General features: G+C 37.9%; 20 protein-coding genes. 18 read left to right on the top strand and 2 right to left on the bottom strand.

Translation table 11 applies throughout. The features are described from left to right. Positions 1–179: 179 nt before the first annotated feature. Positions 180–1,535 carry a cell division protein FtsZ gene (locus tag D1B31_RS17920; RefSeq protein ID WP_118922976.1) on the bottom strand — a complete coding sequence of 452 codons (1,356 nt, stop codon included), beginning with the start codon at positions 1,533–1,535 and terminating at the stop codon, positions 180–182. Beyond that, entirely contained in the window at positions 1,528–1,881 is a 354-nt protein-coding gene (locus D1B31_RS17915; RefSeq protein WP_240035328.1) for a hypothetical protein, read from the bottom strand. The genes D1B31_RS17920 and D1B31_RS17915 overlap by 8 nt, the downstream gene beginning before the upstream one ends. A gap of 1,074 nt (positions 1,882–2,955) precedes the next feature. On the opposite strand from D1B31_RS17915, the gene D1B31_RS17910 reads away from it, so the two are divergent. From D1B31_RS17910 to D1B31_RS17845, 18 genes are all read left to right on the top strand, one after another. Continuing rightward, complete coding sequence (locus D1B31_RS17910) at positions 2,956–4,236, top strand: replication-relaxation family protein (protein WP_118922974.1); 1,281 nt, start codon at positions 2,956–2,958, stop codon at positions 4,234–4,236. Beyond that, positions 4,233–6,875, top strand: coding sequence for a type IV secretory system conjugative DNA transfer family protein (locus D1B31_RS17905; protein ID WP_240035327.1), 2,643 nt, complete (start codon positions 4,233–4,235; stop codon positions 6,873–6,875). Before D1B31_RS17910 ends, D1B31_RS17905 begins: the two co-directional genes overlap by 4 nt. Positions 6,876–7,193: 318 nt before the next feature. Then, entirely contained in the window at positions 7,194–8,084 is an 891-nt protein-coding gene (locus tag D1B31_RS17900) for a S1 RNA-binding domain-containing protein (RefSeq protein ID WP_118922972.1), read from the top strand. Next, positions 8,084–9,043 (top strand): hypothetical protein, encoded by a 960-nt coding sequence (locus D1B31_RS17895; RefSeq protein ID WP_118922969.1) that lies wholly within the window; start codon positions 8,084–8,086, stop codon positions 9,041–9,043. The genes D1B31_RS17900 and D1B31_RS17895 overlap by 1 nt, the downstream gene beginning before the upstream one ends. Positions 9,044–9,057: 14 nt before the next feature. After that, positions 9,058–9,642 carry an HD-GYP domain-containing protein gene (locus tag D1B31_RS17890; RefSeq protein WP_118922966.1) on the top strand — a complete coding sequence of 195 codons (585 nt, stop codon included), beginning with the start codon at positions 9,058–9,060 and terminating at the stop codon, positions 9,640–9,642. Between the two features lie 228 nt (positions 9,643–9,870). Beyond that, positions 9,871–11,385, top strand: coding sequence for a CpaE/TadZ family protein (locus tag D1B31_RS17885; RefSeq protein ID WP_118922964.1), 1,515 nt, complete (start codon positions 9,871–9,873; stop codon positions 11,383–11,385). Next, positions 11,382–12,125 (top strand): hypothetical protein, encoded by a 744-nt coding sequence (locus D1B31_RS17880; RefSeq protein WP_118922962.1) that lies wholly within the window; start codon positions 11,382–11,384, stop codon positions 12,123–12,125. The genes D1B31_RS17885 and D1B31_RS17880 overlap by 4 nt, the downstream gene beginning before the upstream one ends. 18 nt (positions 12,126–12,143) lie before the next feature. Further along, positions 12,144–13,319, top strand: coding sequence for a CpaE/TadZ family protein (locus D1B31_RS17875; RefSeq protein ID WP_118922960.1), 1,176 nt, complete (start codon positions 12,144–12,146; stop codon positions 13,317–13,319). A 1-nt stretch (position 13,320) separates the two neighbouring features. Next, positions 13,321–14,841 carry an ATPase, T2SS/T4P/T4SS family gene (locus tag D1B31_RS17870; protein ID WP_118922958.1) on the top strand — a complete coding sequence of 507 codons (1,521 nt, stop codon included), beginning with the start codon at positions 13,321–13,323 and terminating at the stop codon, positions 14,839–14,841. Beyond that, entirely contained in the window at positions 14,834–15,814 is a 981-nt protein-coding gene (locus tag D1B31_RS17865; RefSeq protein ID WP_118922956.1) for a hypothetical protein, read from the top strand. The genes D1B31_RS17870 and D1B31_RS17865 overlap by 8 nt, the downstream gene beginning before the upstream one ends. Positions 15,815–15,831: 17 nt before the next feature. Next, entirely contained in the window at positions 15,832–16,746 is a 915-nt protein-coding gene (locus D1B31_RS17860; protein ID WP_240035326.1) for a hypothetical protein, read from the top strand. A 25-nt stretch (positions 16,747–16,771) separates the two neighbouring features. Next, a complete protein-coding gene (locus D1B31_RS24390) occupies positions 16,772–16,915 on the top strand; it encodes a hypothetical protein (RefSeq protein ID WP_158587589.1) in 144 nt (47 codons plus the stop codon). Between the two features lie 10 nt (positions 16,916–16,925). Next, positions 16,926–17,081 (top strand): hypothetical protein, encoded by a 156-nt coding sequence (locus tag D1B31_RS24655; protein ID WP_192894799.1) that lies wholly within the window; start codon positions 16,926–16,928, stop codon positions 17,079–17,081. 23 nt (positions 17,082–17,104) lie between these two features. Further along, complete coding sequence (locus tag D1B31_RS24650) at positions 17,105–17,269, top strand: hypothetical protein (RefSeq protein ID WP_192894798.1); 165 nt, start codon at positions 17,105–17,107, stop codon at positions 17,267–17,269. A gap of 110 nt (positions 17,270–17,379) precedes the next feature. Then, positions 17,380–17,544 carry a hypothetical protein gene (locus D1B31_RS24645; protein WP_192894797.1) on the top strand — a complete coding sequence of 55 codons (165 nt, stop codon included), beginning with the start codon at positions 17,380–17,382 and terminating at the stop codon, positions 17,542–17,544. Positions 17,545–17,620: 76 nt separating this feature from the next. Next, positions 17,621–17,998: a hypothetical protein gene (locus D1B31_RS17855; protein ID WP_118922954.1), complete on the top strand. Its 378-nt coding sequence runs from the start codon at positions 17,621–17,623 to the stop codon at positions 17,996–17,998. A gap of 11 nt (positions 17,999–18,009) precedes the next feature. Further along, entirely contained in the window at positions 18,010–18,507 is a 498-nt protein-coding gene (locus D1B31_RS17850; RefSeq protein WP_118922952.1) for a peptidase M23, read from the top strand. A gap of 263 nt (positions 18,508–18,770) precedes the next feature. Next, a complete protein-coding gene (locus D1B31_RS17845; protein ID WP_118922950.1) occupies positions 18,771–19,952 on the top strand; it encodes a hypothetical protein in 1,182 nt (393 codons plus the stop codon). Positions 19,953–19,970: the final 18 nt, after the last annotated feature.

The following is a 19,970-nucleotide window of genomic DNA, read 5'->3' as shown; positions in this document are numbered from 1 at the left end:
GGCCGAACAATGATGAATGAGCATGAACGTTATTGATTGGTATGAAAAGTGATTTCAAGGTATACCCTAGGTGAAAAAGGGGCAAGCTAAAATATAACTCGATATATTTAATGCGTAGAATCGGAATAATAACCAAAAAAATACGACTCAGGAAAGTCCCGAGCCGTAAAGTAATTTACTTAGAAATCAATATCATCCAAATCCGCTACTTTAGCCTTCCTTGGCTTGGCCTCGTCTTCAAGATCGAAGCTTAGGTCATCAAGCGAAACCTTTTTACGTTTTAAAGTTGGAGTACCAGATGTAAAGAAATCATCAAATTCGTCCAACCCAAGACTGGAAGCAGCTTGTTTCTTGGCTTCTTCTTGTTCTTTTTCTAACTTCTCCCAGTAATCCAATTCTTCTCTTAATTGTTGAATTCGGATTGAAGGGGTAGGATATACAGCCAATCCGTAAAGGGTTAAGCTGTCCAGTTTGCTATTTTTTGATATTGCTAGATTCACCTTAGTGTGAAGCAGATCCGCGGTATAGCTATAAACGTCATCAGCAATTTTCGGTGAGATATTCTTAGTAGAAGGGTACAATACCGCAACAGCACCAGCTACTGCATTCTGAACCTTGTTAGTTGCTAAAACCTCATTATTTTCAAACAAGTTTTTAATTACTGATTCAAGGTTATCGTCATTATGTAACTCTTTATGCTTTGATAATGAAAGCCACCCAGGAGTTGACAATGTTGTAAGTAGTTCTGTTTTATCAAAGACTGAACGCCCATCCATAAGCGGGAGGGAGGAAATCTCTGCAAGGGAACTGGCAATAACCATATTGCTATAGGACTTAGCATCTATTTCAGTTCCCCCATATGTTTTAAGCGGGTTATTAGCATAGTAATCCTTCATCTTTTCGTTATCAATTACGATTGTTGTGCCAATTTTATTTTCATTCATCAACTGCTGTAATAGACTGATCCCAGCTAAAGCATTCCTTCTAAAAGCAGAACCTTTCTCGTCTGTAGAAGGTAGGGAGCAAATTACTCCTAATGGAATTTTACCACCAGGCAATGCCCTATTTTCTCGTACCCTGGACAATAAAGATAGAGCAATTTTCAATGCTCCGTTCCCTGTTCCTCCACCAAGGCTAACTGTCACCCAAACAAACTCTGCTTCCTGAATTGCATCATCCAGTGCTACTCTTTTATATTTATCAAGATTTTCTTTCGCAATCGCATATCCTAACTGAGCGTTCTTATCTGTGCCTTCAAGCTCTGGATACTCGGTGCTTGAAGTAACAATTCTCCGGTCATTAGGAATTAGATGCTTGTGTTCGTCCATATCTGATTTTGATGAATTTAATAAGAATGTTGGAAATCCAAAACGTGATAGTTCAGCTGCGATCCGGCCACCGCCTTGTCCTAAACCTATAATTGATTGTGTAGGGAAGCGTCCCATTTCCGTTTTCAATTCATCTGATAGCAAGTGGGGCGATAGAAGTGCTTTGATAGCTCCTAGTTTTTCATTCTCAGTAAAAGATTTAATCATTTATATGCTCCTTCCTTAACTTTTCCTCATGTAATAGATGGGCTAATTGCTTACCGCGAACTGTTGCGAAATAAGGAGTAGCTGTTCCATCTTCAACCTTATAGATAAAGCCTTGTGCCTCTAACATCAAAAAGGCAGCATCATATCTTTTTCTCATACCATGGAAGTTTTCTAACCTGGTTTTAACCAAGCCCTTATGTACTTTATTCTCTTTAATGACCTTTCTGAATACTTCAATGGTGAATTCGTCAAGTTTAGCTCTTAAAAATAACAATGTCTCTTCATCGTACTCAAGATGATTTAAATCTTTATCATGCTCGTTTTGAGTTAAAAGTTCGGACAACATTTTCACCACCTTAGAAACTTATAAACTTCCTTATGGTACAGAATTGAGTACCATAATTTTGTACCATTAAAGGTAATTATAGAAAAGCGGGCAATATAAAGCAATAGTTAAATGAAAAATTAACCAATAAACTCTTATAAACTATTATTAACTAGGTTCTTGTGTACCTCAATTGTGTACCAAAAAAGAAACCCTTTAACAGATAGTGTTTCAAAGAATATTAAATTAACAACCTATTTATGTACCGCAATTGTGTACCACTATATTTTCGCTAATATAACGGCTCTTTTTTGGAAAGATAGAGATCTACATAATTAATCCAAACTAATTTCGAAACTCCGAGCATGTGATGAGGTAGTTTAAAGTTGCTTAATTAACCATAAATTCTTTCAAATTGTGTCACTTATATAAAATATTATTTTAAGAATCAATACTCCTATAAACCCAATGCAGCGGGTTTTGGAAAAGTGGAAAAGGACGCTGGTTTAATTCTCTTCTGGATGAAATAGACTGATTAGGGGAGAGGAAGGGCTGATATTCTACTCGAATTTTATTCAAAAACTATACAATTTTGTTGGAAAGCCTCGCTATGGATTTAAGGGTATACTGGCAGTGATTAAATTAGGCATGCGACAAGTTGTGAAGTTATTTGATGCGACAAGTTAAGTTGTCGCATGTAACCTGTCGCATATAGCGACAAGTTAAAGCTATGCCCCGTATGGGTTAGAGGGTATTCTAAAATCCAGACTTCAACCTGTTTTAGCACCACCTAAAAGTAGGGGTTTCGGCTCACTTTGAATCCCCGAGTTTCACCAGGTCTATTTGTACCCTCATTTTTGTTAAGATTACTCGAATTATTTGCTTGGAATTTAAGATTTCCTCTTAAATCGCTTTTTGCATATTGCTTATAATTATTCAGTCTATGAGTTTCCAGATTCTTGTTGAAGATGATTCCCCCAAGGTGGTATACTGACTGAGAAACTAAATAAAAAAAGGGATGCGCCCTCGAAATTCAAAGCTTTAACAACAAGGAGCTTTGTTTATTCGGGGGCGCTTTTTTATTAGGAGGTTAAGATGAGCAAAAGAATTTATACCTTCGGTAAAGGAAAGAAAAAGGGGGTTTGGCTTAAAGACCAGGATATAGAGTTACTTAGGTTACTATACGATCACCGTATCCTTTCACTTCTGGAACTCAAATATTATGCGAACTCACTTTATGGTGTGAAACCAAACTCCTTGGCAAGAAAACTCCAGAGGTGGCGTTCGGAAAAAATACTCTTGAGTAAGAAATATGGCGGTGAAAAGTATGTATATTATCGGCTGGGCATGAATGGGTATAAAATTCTAGAGCAAGAAGGAGAAACTGTACCTGGAGATAGACACTATAAAGAATTGGCCGCCCCTGAAAATCAGATTGACCATTTTTTCGGAACCAAAGATGTAGTGATACAAACATTAGTGGAAATACAGAAGAAGAATATAGATGTCTTTTCTGCCGCCCCTTCATTAATCCCGTATGTGGAGAAGGATAGTGTTTCAACTGATCCAGTCGTTGTACCAGACTGGATACTTCACAATCAATATGGTTTTCTCAATGTTGAATTAGATACCGCAAATGAAAATCTTACAGATATTAGAGAAAAAGTAGAAAAGTATATGAAGTACGCTGCGGACCGTCCGGACGAAAATCATCATGTTTTATTTGTCGTTATCGATAACCAAGATAAATATTTTAAGTACATTAAGAATTTTGGAAAGAATCGACTTGTGCGGGTAGCAAATGTGAAAGATGCCATAGTAAGGGCTAGTAGCTTGGCTCCCGCTAATTTACACCTTTATGTTTCACCAATGAATAGAGGGCATCATATGGCCTGTAATATTCTCACTGGTCAATCTCTGATAACCGATGAAGAACGTTCAAGTGCGGTTGAATCCATTCAAGTAATCATGAGTAACAAGTTCAATTACGAAATGGAGTCGTTGAACGCTGTTGATTTTTATTTACCGGAAGTTCACTCTGAATTATTTGCTGATGCTCACCTCTTGTTGAAGAATAGGAAAACCGGTAAAAGCAAGATAGTCTTAATTAAGCTAATGGAAGAGGGCAATGCCAGGTATATGGATGAATTGAAGTACCTAAATACTCTGCACTCACAAAATCGATTTATGCGTAAGGTGGATAAGACTATCGCTATCTATCGTTCTGCTTCGGAATTTGAATATGATGCAATGGGAGCGGGAGAAATGCAGCATATTGTGTTTGGCATGATGGAGGAACTTCAGACTGATTCCGATAAACCGCCTTTTTACAGAAACGTTAGAGACTATAAGAAAGGAGCGGGGGTTTTAATATGAATGAGAGAATGGTTCTGATGGGTGAGCGGCTTAAGCTCAAAATGATCCTAATGGGTGAATGGCTTAAGCCGAAAATGCCTCTAATCACTATGAGTCTATTAGGTACAGTTTCGTTGTACTTCACCATGCGAGCAACATTCAATTATTTTTTCTTAATGACTGGTCAGTTTTTAGATGCCATACCGAGCTTTATACTATTCGGAGATTCTACAAAACCAGGCTTTATTTTTTTCTTGTTATCAAGCCTATGGCTAATTGCAGGGTGGTTGGTTACTACAAAATACGAGAGATTTAAAGGGCCTAACTGGAAACGGTTTTGGTTCTGGAACATGTTTTTAGGAGTTGGCTTACATTACGTTTGGCTAGTATCCGCTCCTGTATATAACACGCTGCTACCGTATATTGGGGAAAGAATTGAAACACTTGTAGTTGATAATATCTGGCTAGCAGTTGCGATAGGGGACTCTGATACGTTATTACTCACCATCATGTTTATCCCAACAGTAGTATGCGGAATGATGATGATCTGGCTTTCTGGTCAGTACTCGCAATATTCAGCAGGACTTAAAGAGGCTTTTGACAAATTTGAATTTAAAAACGTTCATTTACAGAAATGGTTTAAGTTAGAGAAAAAGGAACACTGGCCAGATGTTGTGTTGGGACCGGATTCAGATACAGGTGAATTCGTTGTCCAACCTGGAAGAGACAGAACCCTTAATAATGTCATTATCGGAAGTATTGGTACCGGTAAAACTGCCGCTCTCGTCTTACCCATTCTTAACCAAGATTTACACTGGATGAGCCGCTTCATCAATGACTATCCAAAAATTTATAAGCGGGAAGATTACCATACAGAGGAAATTAAAGGGATGTACCTCAATGGTATATCCGTAATTGAACCGTCAAACGACTTGTGCCAAAAGGCCTTTCAACTTGTAACGGCACATGGCATACCCGAAGAATCCGTTTTTTACATTGATCCTACCAATCCCGACACTCCCGCTATCAATCCAATGCAGGGGCCGGTTGAAAAAGTTGCTGAAGCTTTTGCCATGGTTATGGAAGGACTAGCTGAAGGCGGTCAAAGTAACTTTTTCTTTCAGCAATCGGAGCGTAACCATTTGAAGCATTATATTTACCTATTAAAGCTTTATAACCCAGGCCAAGAAGTTACTTTCGATATGCTTTTGAAAATGTATGATAATCCAACGCTAGTCAGCAAAATGCACCTTAAGTTAAAAGAAACTTTCCCTGAGAATTGGGAACTTATTGATAATAGGGATGAGCGTAATCACTGGGCAATCGTTAAACAAATTGATGAATGGTTTGATATGAACCTTATTCCCCAGATGGAGAGAGCAGGCGGTTCAATGGTGCCTGTCCTTGTGCAGCATGGGGAGTATAGGGGACAACCGGCTTATATGGACGGAAAAGCGGAATATGTACAAGGGTTGCGAAACATTCTGAATGATATCGGAGCAAGCCCGCTTATTCGGAGGGTTTTATTCGGCAAATCTGATTTTGATTTTGACCGGCACTTAGAAAGCGGTGGAGTCCTACTGGTTAATACCGCAAAAGGGGAACTTGGCGGCTTGTCCAATGTATTAGGGAAACTGATCTTACTTTGCTTACAGAATGCTGTTTTTAGAAGAACTCCGAACACATCAAACTTTCACCATATTATCGTTGATGAATTTCCGGATTATATCTATCAGCCTTTTAAAGAATTCCCCGCACAGTCGAGAAAGTATAAAACGATTGTTACAGTTGTTGCTCAAACCATTGCTCAGCTGGCCGACAAATACGGAGAAACTTACATGCACATCCTGCTAGGAACACTTAGGCACAAAATGGTTTATGGTGATATTCCGGATTATGACGCAGAAATGTTTTCTAAAATCTTCGGAGAAAAAGAAAGGTTTGAAGAGAGTCACTCAGAGCAAGCTGTCAGCCCACTACAGGAACAGCCCATGTTGCGGATCGGCAGCAATTATCAAAAAACTGTTGAACCAATATTATCTCCGAGTGAAATCATTTATCAAAAACCGTTCCAGTGTGCGGTTAAAATTGTTGCGAATAATGAACCTATGCCGGTAAGGCAAATTGACGCGAACTTTGTTCCCAAAGAAGAATTTAATGAAGCTGTCATTAAGGTTAACGAGAAAGCGGCCGAAATATGGTCCGCTAACCGCTATGGAATCGTTATTGATACAGAGTCTGAACTGATTGAAGAATTTACGGTTGAGGATGAATCGGAAGTAGATGCTGTGGATACCGCAAACAAGGATGAAGATAATTCTATTCAAAATCCTAGACTCACTGTTTACCCTGGGGCAGATAAGCCGCTTGATTACACAAATGAGCGGGATGAGGTTGCGGAAGATGATGAACAGACTAATTCTGCGCCGGCTTTAAGGAATAATGATGTAGCAAAAGAAGATAAATCAGAAGAAGCGGAGGAAGTGAATTTAGGCTCCTTTATTAAAAAAGAAGAACCTGAAGCCGATAAAGAGCCAGATAAATCAAAATTAGGGCCAGAGTACGAGCAACTGGTAAAAGAGTTGGAAAGTGAACTAAAAAAAGTTGAAGCTCCAAAGAAGGAAGCTGTACCTACATTTTTCAGCGATATAGACGATTAATAAGGCTTTCAAACCCCTCACAATTAAGAGGGGTTTGTTTTTTTATATTCTATCTTCATACTTATTCGAAGGTACTTCACAACCTGTTCCGAACTGATTCGGAATGGTTTTTTAAAAGTCTGTTAAAATTATTATTGAAAAAGATACCAATCTATAATAAACTTTGCTTAAGGATTTCAGAAACTACTAACTTTATATTTTAATGGGATAGCCCAAATACTGAGTAGACTAAGCACTACTCTGTATTTGGGCTTTTTTGCATTTTTTTATAAATTTATCGGTTGCTGATCCTAAAACAAAGTACTGGAGGACAATAAAATGACTGTACCACAATCATGGTCGTCTGATTTACAATTAGAAAACCTTGCCCGGCTGAAGCGGAATAGGGAGATTGTAAGGGGCGTTATCACTTCTGTAGGAACGAAAAAGGGGAAAGTGCTAGAAGAGGGAAAGTATGTTGAAAAGGAAACTGAAATTGCGGTATTCCTATTAGAAGGCGGGGTAACTGCATACTGCCCAGCAAATGAATTCTCGGATTATGAATTTAAAACGCTAAATGGCTTTACCGGAACAATGCAGGAATTTATTATTGACCATCTTGACCTTGAGGATAAGACAGCTGTAGTAAGCGTCAAAAAGGCGGACCAAATCAAGAAGGAACATTTCTTTAATGAACTGGAATCATTGGAAGCTGCCAAAAAGCTGAACGATAAGGTATTTGAAGGCACAGTATGGGGCTTTAACCCAAGGAGCCGCAGAGTGTTTGTTCGTATCAATGGAGCCGACTGCTTTATGATGCCAAATGACTGGAGCTGGGAAAGACGGAATCTCGAAACAGAAGTGGATCGCGGTGAAAAGGTTCAAGTAAAAGTTCTTCGCTTCGATAGGGAAAACAATCTTATCCAGGTAAGCAGAAGGCATACGATTGAAGATCCATTCAAAAAGCTAGAGCGCCTGAAGGATATGAGTACAGTAGCCGGCAAAGTGTCCGGAGTAGATCCTATCCATGGTATTTTTGTTAAGCTCGATGCCGGTCTAGAAGTAAAGGGAATTAAGCCGTCTTATCTTGAAGAGCCAATTGTAGGCGATATTGTTTCTTGCACCATCCGCAACATTGACCGAAAAAAGCGTCATGCAAAAGTAGTAATCGTAGGCTATCCGAGGGGTAAAAAGAATAGAAAAGATTTAGGTTCATTCCTTTTTGAATAATGGAAGTACTTGCAAAAGAAGTTGACCAGGTTGCATTTGACAACCTCGATTATCCCTTATTCACTACCAAGAAAGGCGAAGTACCTTTATGGGACCACCCCTTCCTGAAAGGTAGTAAAGTGTTGCCGAAAAAATATTATCCTTATACAACACAAGAGGGAGTAATTGACCTCATAAGGAGAGGTAGACTCGACGACACCGACCTTATCTTGCTAAAGGTGCTTGGCGATGCAATATGTGCGAATGAGGACCAGCTAAGAAGGTATATGCAAAGTATAATGAGTCCTTCCCAAACCTCTAAGCGTTTGGACAGATTCAGAACCTCCGGATTAGTTGACCGTTGGAAAATTAGAATAAGGGGTCAAGAGGAAACTGTAAAGCCTCCTGCCCCCTTTACCCTGGGAGTTGCAGGGTTTAAGCTTTTGAAGCACTACTACAACGCAGATTTCTTTATGAATCCTAACCGTTGGGATGATTATGGTATAGGTGCCATTAAGCGATTTACCGCAATGAATGAGATCCGCTGCATAATGACAGAGAAGAAAATAGTCAACAAGTGGAAATGGAATGCCATCATTGCAAATAATCAGAGGCTTAAATTTCCACTTGCAGCTGCTGAAATACGTACCAGTAACGGAAACGTAAATTTTCTAATTGACCGGGCACAAATGAATCAAAATTTCATTGGTTATTTCAAGGACAAACTCAATGTATGGAAGAGTGTATTTGAGAAGTATGGCACGATTCCAGTGAGTGAGTTTCCTGAAAACCCGGCATTTGTAGTCATTTTCACATCAACCTTTTCTGTAGCTGAACATATCCATAAGGAATTGATGCTGGATACTTATCCATTTCATGTTTGGCTATGCGTAGAAGAAGATTTACATCAAGATGGTTTTAATACCGCCTTTTACCGCCCGAATAAAGAAAATCTCAAAAGAATAAAATTAGAGTTTTAAAAAGTAGGTGTGAGATGAAAGAATTGCATTTTACTGACACTTACGAGATTGTTGGTAAACTGTTCAAGCACTGTTTGAGCAGTTACCGACATTCTCAGCGTGTTGGTGACGAACTGTACCGATTTGCCAATTATTTAAAAATGAGTGACTTAGACCTCATTTATCTTGTGGGATTGACTCATGATATTGGCAAGTTGCATATTCCAGAAACTTTGCTAAATAAGAAAGAACGGCTAACATTGGAGGAATTTGAAAGGATAAAATTGCATACGGAATACGGCCAAGAAATAATTAAAGGAATCAAAGAACTCCCCGACGAATTTTCCTCCATTGTTAAGTTTCATCATGAAAACTATGACGGCACTGGGTATTACGGTCAGTCGGGTAAGGATATTCCCTTGTTGGCCCGAATGATCAGAATAATAGATTCATACGATACCATGCTGCATGGCCGCATCTATCAAACGAGTAAAACCCAATTCGATGTTATCACTGAGATTTGTTCTCTCAGTGGGAAGCACTATGATCCAGAGTTGACCGCTGAATACAAAGATTTTTTAAACGAAAGATATTACTTAAATCAAAAAACTGGCTCTTGATATGCAATGAGATAAGTGGTAATATATTACTATAAGGTTTGTAACCTAGCCCGGTTGCAGCAGCCTTTCTTAAAGTTTTTTAATGCCTCCTAAGAAATTAGGAGGCACCCAATTTATCATTTCTTAACTTAATACATAAACGGGAAATACCCGAGATACAAACTCTAGCAAAATGTAATGCTAGTGGTTTGTGTTTCGGGTATTTTTTTATTTCTCAGGAGTGATCGTGTGAAAAAGAAAGTGCTAATTGCGGTAGGGGATAAGTCCTACTCAAATATATTGACGGAAACGTTCAATAAACACCAGGATGATTTCTATCTATCTTCACAGGAGGTATTGCACCGCCGCTTTCTAGAGGAAATCCTAGACATCGAAAAGCCGGATATCCTTATTATCCATGATTACTATTTGGGCAGCGATTTTGTCAGAGAGGAACAAAGAGAAGACGAGCTAATTTCTTTCTTCAGAAAAATACGCGTTGATTATGATGATTCTGTTCGTGTAGTCTTCCTTTGCGAAAGAGCAAGAGGGGATGCTTTTCTATCAAACCTGGTCAGTATAGGCGTTCTCGATATTGTTAATAGCAATTCATTCGATTTGGATGATTTTATTGACCAACTGATTGATAAGCCAAGGTTTTCGAGGGTTGAAAAGTTTCTTATTACATCTTCCCATGGAGAAGCTTCTATCGAACCCGAAGAATTGGAGACTTCTTCTTATGAGGAAGAAGATACACCAGATGAAGTTATTAAAGAAAAAGCTCAGCAGCCAGTCATACAAAAGGTTGTTGAGAAAAAAGTGGTTCAGAAGGTTGTAAATAAAACCACAATCAAGCGCGACTATACCTTCCATGTTCACAACCAAGTGGAAAAAGTTGTTGGCGTACCGGTCAAGAAAAAGCTCATCCTGATTGGAAGCACAATGCCTAGAAGTGGAAGTACTTTTATATCTCACCTTGTGGCCAGGGCACTAACACAGATTGGAATCTCTACGACCTATGTTGAATCCCCTTTTTCCAAAGCATACACATACGACAGGCTCTACGGGCGGACTCATGCTGAAGATTACAGAAGTAAGTTTTATCAGTTTAGTAAATATATCGATCCAAAGCTAAAAAGTGTTTTTGACTGGACCAAATCAGATGTTGAAATTATCTGCAAACATCCTACAAATGAGCCTGTCTATGAAGAGGAAGATATCTCATTTGAAAATCTTATCAAAGTTCTTTTTTCTTCCTTGAGTACTGTAACCGTTATTGATGTAGGTACAGATTGGCAATATGAAATGTTCCAGGATGTTTTTGATATTGCAGATCACGTTTACTTTGTAATGGAGCCTGATATTCCTTTCATCCAGTACTTTGAAGAATCCCAAAAAGAATCGGTTGAATTCCTCAGAAAGCAATTAGAGAACGAAAAGACTTCAATTATCGGCAACCGCTTTGACAAAACAATCTTAGACAACGAGCTCATTAAGTATATGTATGAGGGTGGTATTAAAACAACTATTCCTAACATATCCGTTTCAGATGTTTTTCAGGCTCAGTATAAAGGAATCTTCCTGAATGATTTAAATGATTATGCAAAGAGGCTGGAACTGCCACTCAAGCCATTATTAGAAGATATTCTTCCAGAGGATTTTATGAAAAAGCAGAGGAAAGGTGCGAACATACTGAAAAGTTTATTTCGCAAAAAAATCAGCATTGAGAAGACTGAATCAAAAGGAGAGGAAATGTCCGTATGAAACCTGGAGTAAAAATAGCATTAGGAATTTTCACATCGTTAGCTGCAGCTGGCTTTATATTAGTTTACGACTTTTACATAAAGGACAGAATCGATAGCCAGGAAGTTGTTATTGTAAAACCTGGTGAAGAGATTTCGAAGTCAGAGAAAATTCATCAAAATAAGTTAACTGTGGAACGAAGGGCTAAGGAATCCTTATTAGAAGGGGTCGTCTTGGCGGAAGATATTGACAAGGTGATCGGTCATGATGCTAATCAACTAATTGTTGGTAACTCCATGCTTTCAACAAAGATGATTGATTTCGACTTGTTGGTTCCTGATGCAACCAAAGGAGAAGCAATCCGCCCTATTACAGATTCAATGATATTCGCTCAACCAGGATCACTTCGGAGAAAAGATGTAGTTGATATTTACCTAGTTTACAAAGACGGTTCTACAAATATGACTGAAAACGGACCAAATACAGTTTCAAGTGAAGAACCATCCGAGGATGAAAATTCAGTTTCGACTAAGGGAGAAAAGGTCAATACAAAGGTATTCCTTAAAGGCGTTAAAGTAGTTTACGTAAAGGATTCAGGCAATAAAGAAGTGGTTTCTGCCTCTGATAATGGGAAATCGGATGATAGATTGAATGCTTCCTCTACCATTAGTGATTTAGAAGTGATTTTGAACGAAGAAGACTTTTCCAATTTGATGTATGAAGTCCTTCAGAAAGAGGCCCGCCTGTATATCACTTATTAACAAAGGAGTAAGAGAACTATGGATATTGCTGTAATTTCCAGAGATATAAAATATAAAGAACTATTTCAAAAAGCAGGTGAAATTAAAACTGTTTTGCATTTTGACACAGTAAAAGGGGCAAGCATTGACTTAGATGCCATACTTTTGGACGGAGACCTTGTTACATCTGACCAATTTAGTGCTGTCCGGGAAATTTATCCCGATATTAAAGTTTTTTATAAACCTAAAGAAATTAATAGTGACGTAATAATGCGAGATATAAACCGCTTATGTGGGGCCTATAAAATTATTGTTCTTAATGAATATTTAACCGAACAGCAAACGGTTGACGAAATTGTTAATCACATCACAGAAAAGCAAGATTATCTTTCAAAACGAATTGTCAGCCTTTTTGGTACCCATAGCGGTGCCGGGGTTTCTACTACAGTTCTAAATTTAGCACGCTCTTTAGGCCAGAGAATCGAAGAAAAGGTGTTGGTTCTTAGTTTAAATAGCTGGGACCCATCCGATTACTTTTATCACTATAATGGCCATTACCTTAATGACCTTAAAGTAGATCTAAAGACAAAAAATTTAACTGCTGCTAGATTGTCAGAAGCTGTATCTTTCAATAAAAACTTTTATCACTTAGCCGGTAACCGAGATATAAAGATGCAACGTTTTTATCAGCCCGCTGAAATCGAGCATTTGATTAAGGTAGCCCAAGAACTCTTTGACGTAATTCTAATTGACGCAGGAACACACTTTGATACAGCACCAACTGTACAGGCTTATCTATCCAGCAACTTACGATTTTTAATCACTAACCAAGAAGAGAAAGGTTACCGAGGTTACTTCCCTTACGTTTTTCAGCAATTGATTGAGCCATCAGGCGGCAAGTCAAATGATTTCATGTTGATTGTGAACAGATATCAACCTGCTAACACGATGATAAGTGAAAAAGTGTTGGAAGAAGAGCTAAATATGACAAAGGCTGCAACTATACCAGATATGGGCGATTTGGGGGCAATGGCAGCATTTAAAAAAGATTTACTCTACGACATAGCCAATGACTCTTTATATAACAAAAACCTAGATTTACTGTCCAATTTAATCATTTCTGAATGTAAATTAACAGAAAAATTAATTGTCCAGGAAGATAAAAAACAAAAGAAAGGCTTGTTATCCTTCTTTTTGAATCGGCAGGTGAATTGACATGGAAAAAATCAAACAGGAATTGGGAGTTGATAAGCCCTTTAGTTCCTCAGAATGGTTAGCCGGAATGGTGGCTGTGAAGGGCCTAAAAGTCGATTATATAACGACCTTTGCAAGAAAGAGATCCTTTAAAGAGATTTGTTCAAAAGTGCGGGAGCAACTGAATGACATTATTATTGATGGTTCAATGGAACCTATTCGAAAGAACAATGAACTTGAAGAGGAATATTCCAAAGAGAATATTTGGCTTGAGCGACAACATAAGGCTGTTATTGGTGACGAGCAAGCTATGTCATATTTCATAACCAAAATAAATGAAGTGCTTCAAAAAGAGAACATAACAACGAATGATTTCCCGAAATTCTACGATACGCTTGCTGAAGCAATTTTTCATGAAGTATGGGGGGTAAGTATTCTTCATAAGTGGGATAAAATGCCCACAAGTGAGGCGGCAGTTATAAGGGGAACACAGTTATGGCTAGACATTGAGGGTCACTTTGAAAAACAGCCTGAAGAATTTGAAAATGAAGAAGCGGTTGAAAGAATAAAGCGAGCTTTTACGTTACGTGTCAAAGATGCTGTCATTAATGAACAAACCCCCGAACTTGAGATTGAACGTGAAGATGGCAGCCGCATAACAATGATGCAGTCACCTAGAAGTAAAGAAAATTACATCATGTTCCGTCGATTTGTTGTAAAAGATATGAGCCTAGAAGAACAAGCTAGCCGCGGGACAATAAGGGAAGAGGATATCCCATTGTTCCGCTCACTCTCAAGGGTAATGGCAAACACAATTTTTGCGGGTAGGGTTCGTTCCGCAAAATCAACGTTCATGAAAACAATGTTGAGGGAACGAGATCCATCTTATGTTGCAGCTGTGATGGAAAAACACTTCGAGTTGGATTTAACCAAACAGTTTAAGGACCGATTAATTTTCGAAGTCCAGGCAAAAGAAGGAGACCTTCACCATGCTATCCCCCGATTACTTCGGATGGAGCATGATTACATTGTTGTAGGTGAAATCCGGAGTCTTGAGACAGAAGGCTACCTACAGGCTTGTGAACGGGGGGAGCGAGGGGCATTCTCCACTTACCATTTAACAAGGGTAGAAAACATTGCTCCGCAAATCACTAGGCATCTTTTGGATGAGTTTCCCAACCGCAACTTTGAAAATGAGCTTGAACGTGTAGCTAGGAATATAGACATTATCGTTACGATGAGTGCTGACCGGGATAGAAGAAGAAAAAGAGTAATAGGAGTTACAGAAGTAATTTGGGATGACAAAACACGTACCCACCGGACTCACGATTTATTGCGATATAGCCCTGTCACAGATAAGTATTATTACTCTTCACAAATTACTAAAGGCCTTTTATACCTGATGATTGAAGAAAGTTTGGAAGATACAAAAATTCTCTTGCAACACTTGAAGAGAATGGAAAAGGTTTCTCCAATGTCCGACTATGAAAAAGTGAAGGATCAAATTATTGAGTCAATATTGGGAGAAGAGATAAATGGATAGTTTGGTTCAATGGATATGGCAAGTAGGGATTCATTACTTCCTCTACATAATACTTTTGGCTTTCGCTATTTGGACCTCGAAGACAATTATGTTGTCGTCTTTAAAAACCAAATACAATGAACTCAGTTATAAATACAGGATCAGAAAAGTAAGCAGCAGAACATCCTTTACCCGGCCAACCTATAAGCATCCTTTGCTCAAACATTTGAATTTAATTTTAAAAACAACCAGGGATGAAAGAAATGAAAATGAAGTTGAAACCTTTTTGGTTTTTTCCGCCCTGGCAGGCATATTAACGGGCCTGTTAATGCTCTTTTCCTTTAAAGATATTGTTGTAGCAACAGTTTTTGGAACTTTAATTTCATTAATTCCTTATTTAATGCTTCGCTTGCGATTAAATAATATGCGCTATTTAATGAGTGGAGAATTTCTTCAGATTGTCCAGTTGCTGACTCAGAATTATAATGCTCAGCGCTATGATATGTACCACGCACTTACAGAAACGCAAAAGGAAATTAAGAATCCAGAATTGAAAAAAGTAATTATAAAGCTTGTTTCTGATTTACAGGTTTCGCGAAATGAGCATGAACTTAGGGAAAGTGTTCAGGTTTTTACCTATACTGCCGGCTCAAACTGGTCCAAACGGTTAGGAAGTATCATTTTAAAAGCTTATTTATACAATGAGAAGGTTCTTAATGCGTTGATGATTTTAGCAAAACAGATGGAAGATACCGAAGAAATGTTAGAGGAAGAAAAATCGCAGTCTATGGATTCGGTATATAACGGATATTTAACACTTCCTGTATTAATAGGTTCACTTATACTCGGATATTATTCGTCAGGAGCACAAGATTGGGTAAAACTTCAATTTGGCCATAAATGGACAATCCTTCTGTTTTCGATAAGTGCCCTCGGGGTGATTTTTTCCCTGATCATATCCGTTTTCTTAAAGAATCCAAAAAATGATTTGTAAGAAAGGGTGAGGCGTACGTGAATGAAGTAATGATATTTAAGTTTTTGCCTTATCTAGTGTATACCTTATCCTTTCTACTATCAGTTGTGGCTGGAATTTTAGTCTATACAGGACTAAGTTCAAAAAACGAAAGATTACAAACTAGGATACGGTTACGGAAAAATTTTAGCACCAGTCGCGATAAGGTGATTTCCGGATCACGAAATTCCAAGGCAGAGGAATGGCTTAAAAAAGCTCATTATCCTTTAGGGCTAAACGGTATAAGATATTATCTTCTATTCGGGGGCTTAATAGCCTTTTTAACAGCCTATTATGTTGTTCTTCCTATCTTAATAAAGGGTCATCCTACGAAATTAACAATGATGGCAAGTTTTCTAATTTTTCTATTGGCAGCGTTAGCCACTCCAAGTAATCCGTTTTCTATATTCGTTTACTTTATGAAGAGAGTAATTGAATTTCACCAGGCCAAAAAAAATGCTGAAGTCTTTATGCTTTACGACCTACTAATAAATGAAATTGAAATGATGACCAATAGTCGTATTAATACCTATAGCCTTCTCAGAAGTATAAAACCTTATTTCATAGTTTTGGATAAACCGCTCACGATATTACTCACTTCTTGGAGTAGTGATGAAGGACCGGAGATAGCATTAGAAAAGTTTGGAACCGAACTTAACTCAAAGGAGTCTCAAACTCTGATTGGAGTATTAAAAAACCTAGATGATTTAGGTAGAGAAACAGCTTTAGGCCAGCTAAGAGGAATGCACAATATGTTTGTTAAATCTCAAATTGAGAATTACAGGAGGAAAAGAAAAATCACGACAGACTTGATGGGAATTCCTATTAAAGTTACTCATTTTATCATTATTCTTAACTTCCTTGTAGTTATAGTCACTATGGTATCAATCATTTTACAGTCTTCTCGCATGTAAACGTTTTGACCACTTTAAGGAGGTGATGTACATTAACACATCCCTGAGTACTTTTATGAAAATCGCCATTACAGCTGTGGTTATTAGTGCCATTATTTTTGGAACTATGTATGAGGCAATGGGAAGCATTGCTGATTCAATGGCTGATTACATATCAAAGAACAGTTAGGGGGTGCATAATGAATACATCCTTATCAGCCTTTATGATGATGGCAGCTGTAACGGTTATTATTGTCGCACTACTTTTTGGAATTGGCTTTGATTCTTTACAAAAGAAGAATAGCGAACACGAACAAATGCTAAAAACTGAGCACCAACTTAAATTTAAAAAATAATTTTTATTGGAGGAAATTAACCCATGAATTCATCTCTTTCTACTTTCTTAAAAATCGGGATCACTGTAATTGCTATCTCCGCTTTCCTTTTCGTATTTGGCTACGGCATGATTAAAACGGAATCTGATTCGTATAAATCAACAATCACCAGTGTGGACGACAATCTTCCTAGCGGTACTACACCATAAAAACTTTCGATTCATAATTTAGTTCATACAAGAGGGTTTCAAACTTCTTGTATGAACTAAAGGAGCCCAACTCAATTTTTAAATACAACTATATTGGAGGAAATTAACCCATGAATTCATCTCTTTCTACTTTCTTAAAAATTGGAATTACTGTAATTGCTATCTCCGCTTTCCTTTTTGTCTTTGGTTACGGGATGATTAAAACAGAATCTGAATCGTATAAATCAACAATCACCGGTGTAGATTCAAACCTTCCTACTGGTACTACACCATAAAAATTTTCAATTCAAATTTTGTTTATACAAGAGGGTTTCAAAACCCTCTTATATAAATTTAAGGAGGTCAATCTCTTTGTCCAAGGCATTAGGGGAATGGATGACACTCGTTATTGCTATTAATATCATGTTTGCTCCGATCCTTTCTTATTTGGATAGTTTACATAGAGAGGCTGTCGAAGTTGTTCTTACAGAAGGAGCAAAAAAGGCTTCTATAGAAGGTAGATTTTCTCCGGAAATAATTCAGGATATGAAAGATACTTTAGTGAGCCAATACAACTTTGATGAATCTAAAATAGAAGTTCAGGCAACGCAAGCACTTACTCCTAGAAATGAGTACATAGAGGCAAGTATTGAAGTACCTCGGAGCTTTATTTTTATACTTGATATTTTTAATCAAGGGCCAAAAACATTTAAGAAAGAAACAAAAATATTAAGTGAATATATAAATTAGGGGTTGTTCGTATGGCAACAACTTTACGTTCTATTCTTTTTGTGCTTTTATTCGCTCTATTAATGCAAATGCAATATAACCTGGATGCTGACAAAACTGCAACTCGACAACTGAAAAATGCAATAGAGTTAGCTGTTCATGATGCTGCCCTGGCTGTTTCTCCATTAGAAATGGCAGAGGGGAGGATAGTGTTTGAACAGAGTAAGGCAATAGATAACTTAAAGCTGAGCCTGGAAGAAAACTTAAAGATTGAGAGTGCGGGAGGTTTCGTTTATTCCCCAAAATCAAACTCATTTTATAAACAAGATCTCTATATTTCACATTTGGAATTTGTCGATGACAGCATAACAATGAGCTATCCATATACGTATGTTAATCAAGATTATGACATTCTAGAAACTCTCGATGGCCCAAGTGTTATTGCAGTTATAACTACCGAAAGCCCCCGCTGGTTTAATGGAGGTACTTCATACATAAGACAAGCAGCGGTTTATGAATATAAAAAGTAGAAAGTATTATTAAAAGTTTATAAAAGAATCGTTGTATTCCGTTGTTCCCAGTTGTATACTAGATAGTGTAAACATTTCCTGATTTTGATTTTTTTGTATCCTTATTAGGATAACGGGTTTTATCAAACAACGGTTCTTTGGAACAACAGCTTTATTTGTCTTGACTATTTTGGCGTCAAGAAATAAAACTGCTTCCAAAAACCGTTTTTTTGTATTCAATTTTAGGAAGTGAATTACCAACAAATATGTTAGGGGGAAGTTCAATGAAAAAGTTAAGCGTTTCACTATTGGTATTCTTGTGCGGGTTATTTCTTTCTTTAGCTCCACTAGAAAAGGTAACTGCAGCAGGGAGTGCCAAACCTGAAAAATTATCGGTTATCTATGTTGATAATGAGGCTAAATATGGTCAACGAGGATATGAGATTAATTTTGGTAAAAGGTCCGGAACTTTAATGCTTAAAATAGAAAATGGCATTAATAATACCGAGTGGGAAAGGGCAAGAGTTAAGAAAGCATTTCTAGGCTTTAGCCTACATGCTGATCCAAACAAACCGCAATCGGAGTATGGTTTTTCTTGGTTCCTTCCAATCCTAAGCCAAAATTACGGAACACAGGGAATGGTTGCAAGTGATTGGAATGACCCTAATTACTATGTCATCGCGGCGACTCATATTGATAAACCTAAAAATAACTCAGGGGTTTATTATTTATATGGTCCAATGCCATCAAAAGAAAATCCTTATAAAATAAGTGCATTCTTCTATGAAGGCAATAGGGTTATCGAGCTTCTGGATAATTTAGGGGAAATTGACTCAACTTCACCACCAGTAACACCAAAGCCTGAACCAAAGCCAGAACCAAAGCCAGAGCCAAAGCCAGAGCCAAAGCCTGAGCCAAAGCCAGAGCCAAAGCCTGAGCCAAAGCCTGAGCCAAAACCAGAGCCAAAGCCTGAACCAAAACCAGAGCCAAAGCCTGAGCCAAAGCCTGAACCAAAACCAGAGCCAGCGAAAAAAACACATGTTGGAACTATAACAATCCATAAGAATATCAATCTTTGGAAGAGGGAAGGCAATAAATTGGTTTATGTCCGAGTATTAAAAGCTGGACAAACTTATCGGGTTTATAGCCAAGACAGTAAATATGGTGGGCAGTTTAATGTTGGTGCAGAGCATTATATCACCAACATGAAGGACTATGTTAAATATACTCCTATTTCTGCAACCCCTATAGTAACCAAAAAAGGGCCTGTTGGAACTATAACAATCCAAAAGAATATCAATCTTTGGAAGAGGCAAGGAAATAAATTAGTCTATGTCCGAGTATTAAAAGCTGGACAAACTTATCGTGTGTATAGCCGAGACAATAAATATGGAGGACAGTTTAATGTTGGAGCCGAGCATTACATTACCAACATGAAGGGCTTTGTAGTTTATAAGCCTTTGTAAGTCTCCAGATATAGAGGG

The organism is Neobacillus notoginsengisoli (assembly GCF_003515685.1).
Classification (GTDB): domain Bacteria; phylum Bacillota; class Bacilli; order Bacillales; family Cytobacillaceae; genus Bacillus_D; species Bacillus_D notoginsengisoli.
The sequence above is the reverse complement of the archived record's forward strand: the minus strand, read 5'-3'. Positions and strand labels throughout refer to the sequence as shown.

What these genes read in the sequence shown, in the direction of transcription:
- D1B31_RS17920 (WP_118922976.1), bottom strand. Translation starts at nt 1,535, where the DNA reads ATGATTAAATCTTTTACTGAGAATGAAAAACTAGGAGCTATCAAAGCA.
- D1B31_RS17915 (WP_240035328.1), bottom strand. Translation starts at nt 1,881, where the DNA reads ATGTTGTCCGAACTTTTAACTCAAAACGAGCATGATAAAGATTTAAAT.
- D1B31_RS17910 (WP_118922974.1), top strand. Translation starts at nt 2,956, where the DNA reads ATGAGCAAAAGAATTTATACCTTCGGTAAAGGAAAGAAAAAGGGGGTT.
- D1B31_RS17905 (WP_240035327.1), top strand. Translation starts at nt 4,233, where the DNA reads ATGAATGAGAGAATGGTTCTGATGGGTGAGCGGCTTAAGCTCAAAATG.
- D1B31_RS17900 (WP_118922972.1), top strand. Translation starts at nt 7,194, where the DNA reads ATGACTGTACCACAATCATGGTCGTCTGATTTACAATTAGAAAACCTT.
- D1B31_RS17895 (WP_118922969.1), top strand. Translation starts at nt 8,084, where the DNA reads ATGGAAGTACTTGCAAAAGAAGTTGACCAGGTTGCATTTGACAACCTC.
- D1B31_RS17890 (WP_118922966.1), top strand. Translation starts at nt 9,058, where the DNA reads ATGAAAGAATTGCATTTTACTGACACTTACGAGATTGTTGGTAAACTG.
- D1B31_RS17880 (WP_118922962.1), top strand. Translation starts at nt 11,382, where the DNA reads ATGAAACCTGGAGTAAAAATAGCATTAGGAATTTTCACATCGTTAGCT.
- D1B31_RS17875 (WP_118922960.1), top strand. Translation starts at nt 12,144, where the DNA reads ATGGATATTGCTGTAATTTCCAGAGATATAAAATATAAAGAACTATTT.
- D1B31_RS17870 (WP_118922958.1), top strand. Translation starts at nt 13,321, where the DNA reads ATGGAAAAAATCAAACAGGAATTGGGAGTTGATAAGCCCTTTAGTTCC.
- D1B31_RS17865 (WP_118922956.1), top strand. Translation starts at nt 14,834, where the DNA reads ATGGATAGTTTGGTTCAATGGATATGGCAAGTAGGGATTCATTACTTC.
- D1B31_RS24390 (WP_158587589.1), top strand. Translation starts at nt 16,772, where the DNA reads ATGTACATTAACACATCCCTGAGTACTTTTATGAAAATCGCCATTACA.
- D1B31_RS24655 (WP_192894799.1), top strand. Translation starts at nt 16,926, where the DNA reads ATGAATACATCCTTATCAGCCTTTATGATGATGGCAGCTGTAACGGTT.
- D1B31_RS24650 (WP_192894798.1), top strand. Translation starts at nt 17,105, where the DNA reads ATGAATTCATCTCTTTCTACTTTCTTAAAAATCGGGATCACTGTAATT.
- D1B31_RS24645 (WP_192894797.1), top strand. Translation starts at nt 17,380, where the DNA reads ATGAATTCATCTCTTTCTACTTTCTTAAAAATTGGAATTACTGTAATT.
- D1B31_RS17850 (WP_118922952.1), top strand. Translation starts at nt 18,010, where the DNA reads ATGGCAACAACTTTACGTTCTATTCTTTTTGTGCTTTTATTCGCTCTA.
- D1B31_RS17845 (WP_118922950.1), top strand. Translation starts at nt 18,771, where the DNA reads ATGAAAAAGTTAAGCGTTTCACTATTGGTATTCTTGTGCGGGTTATTT.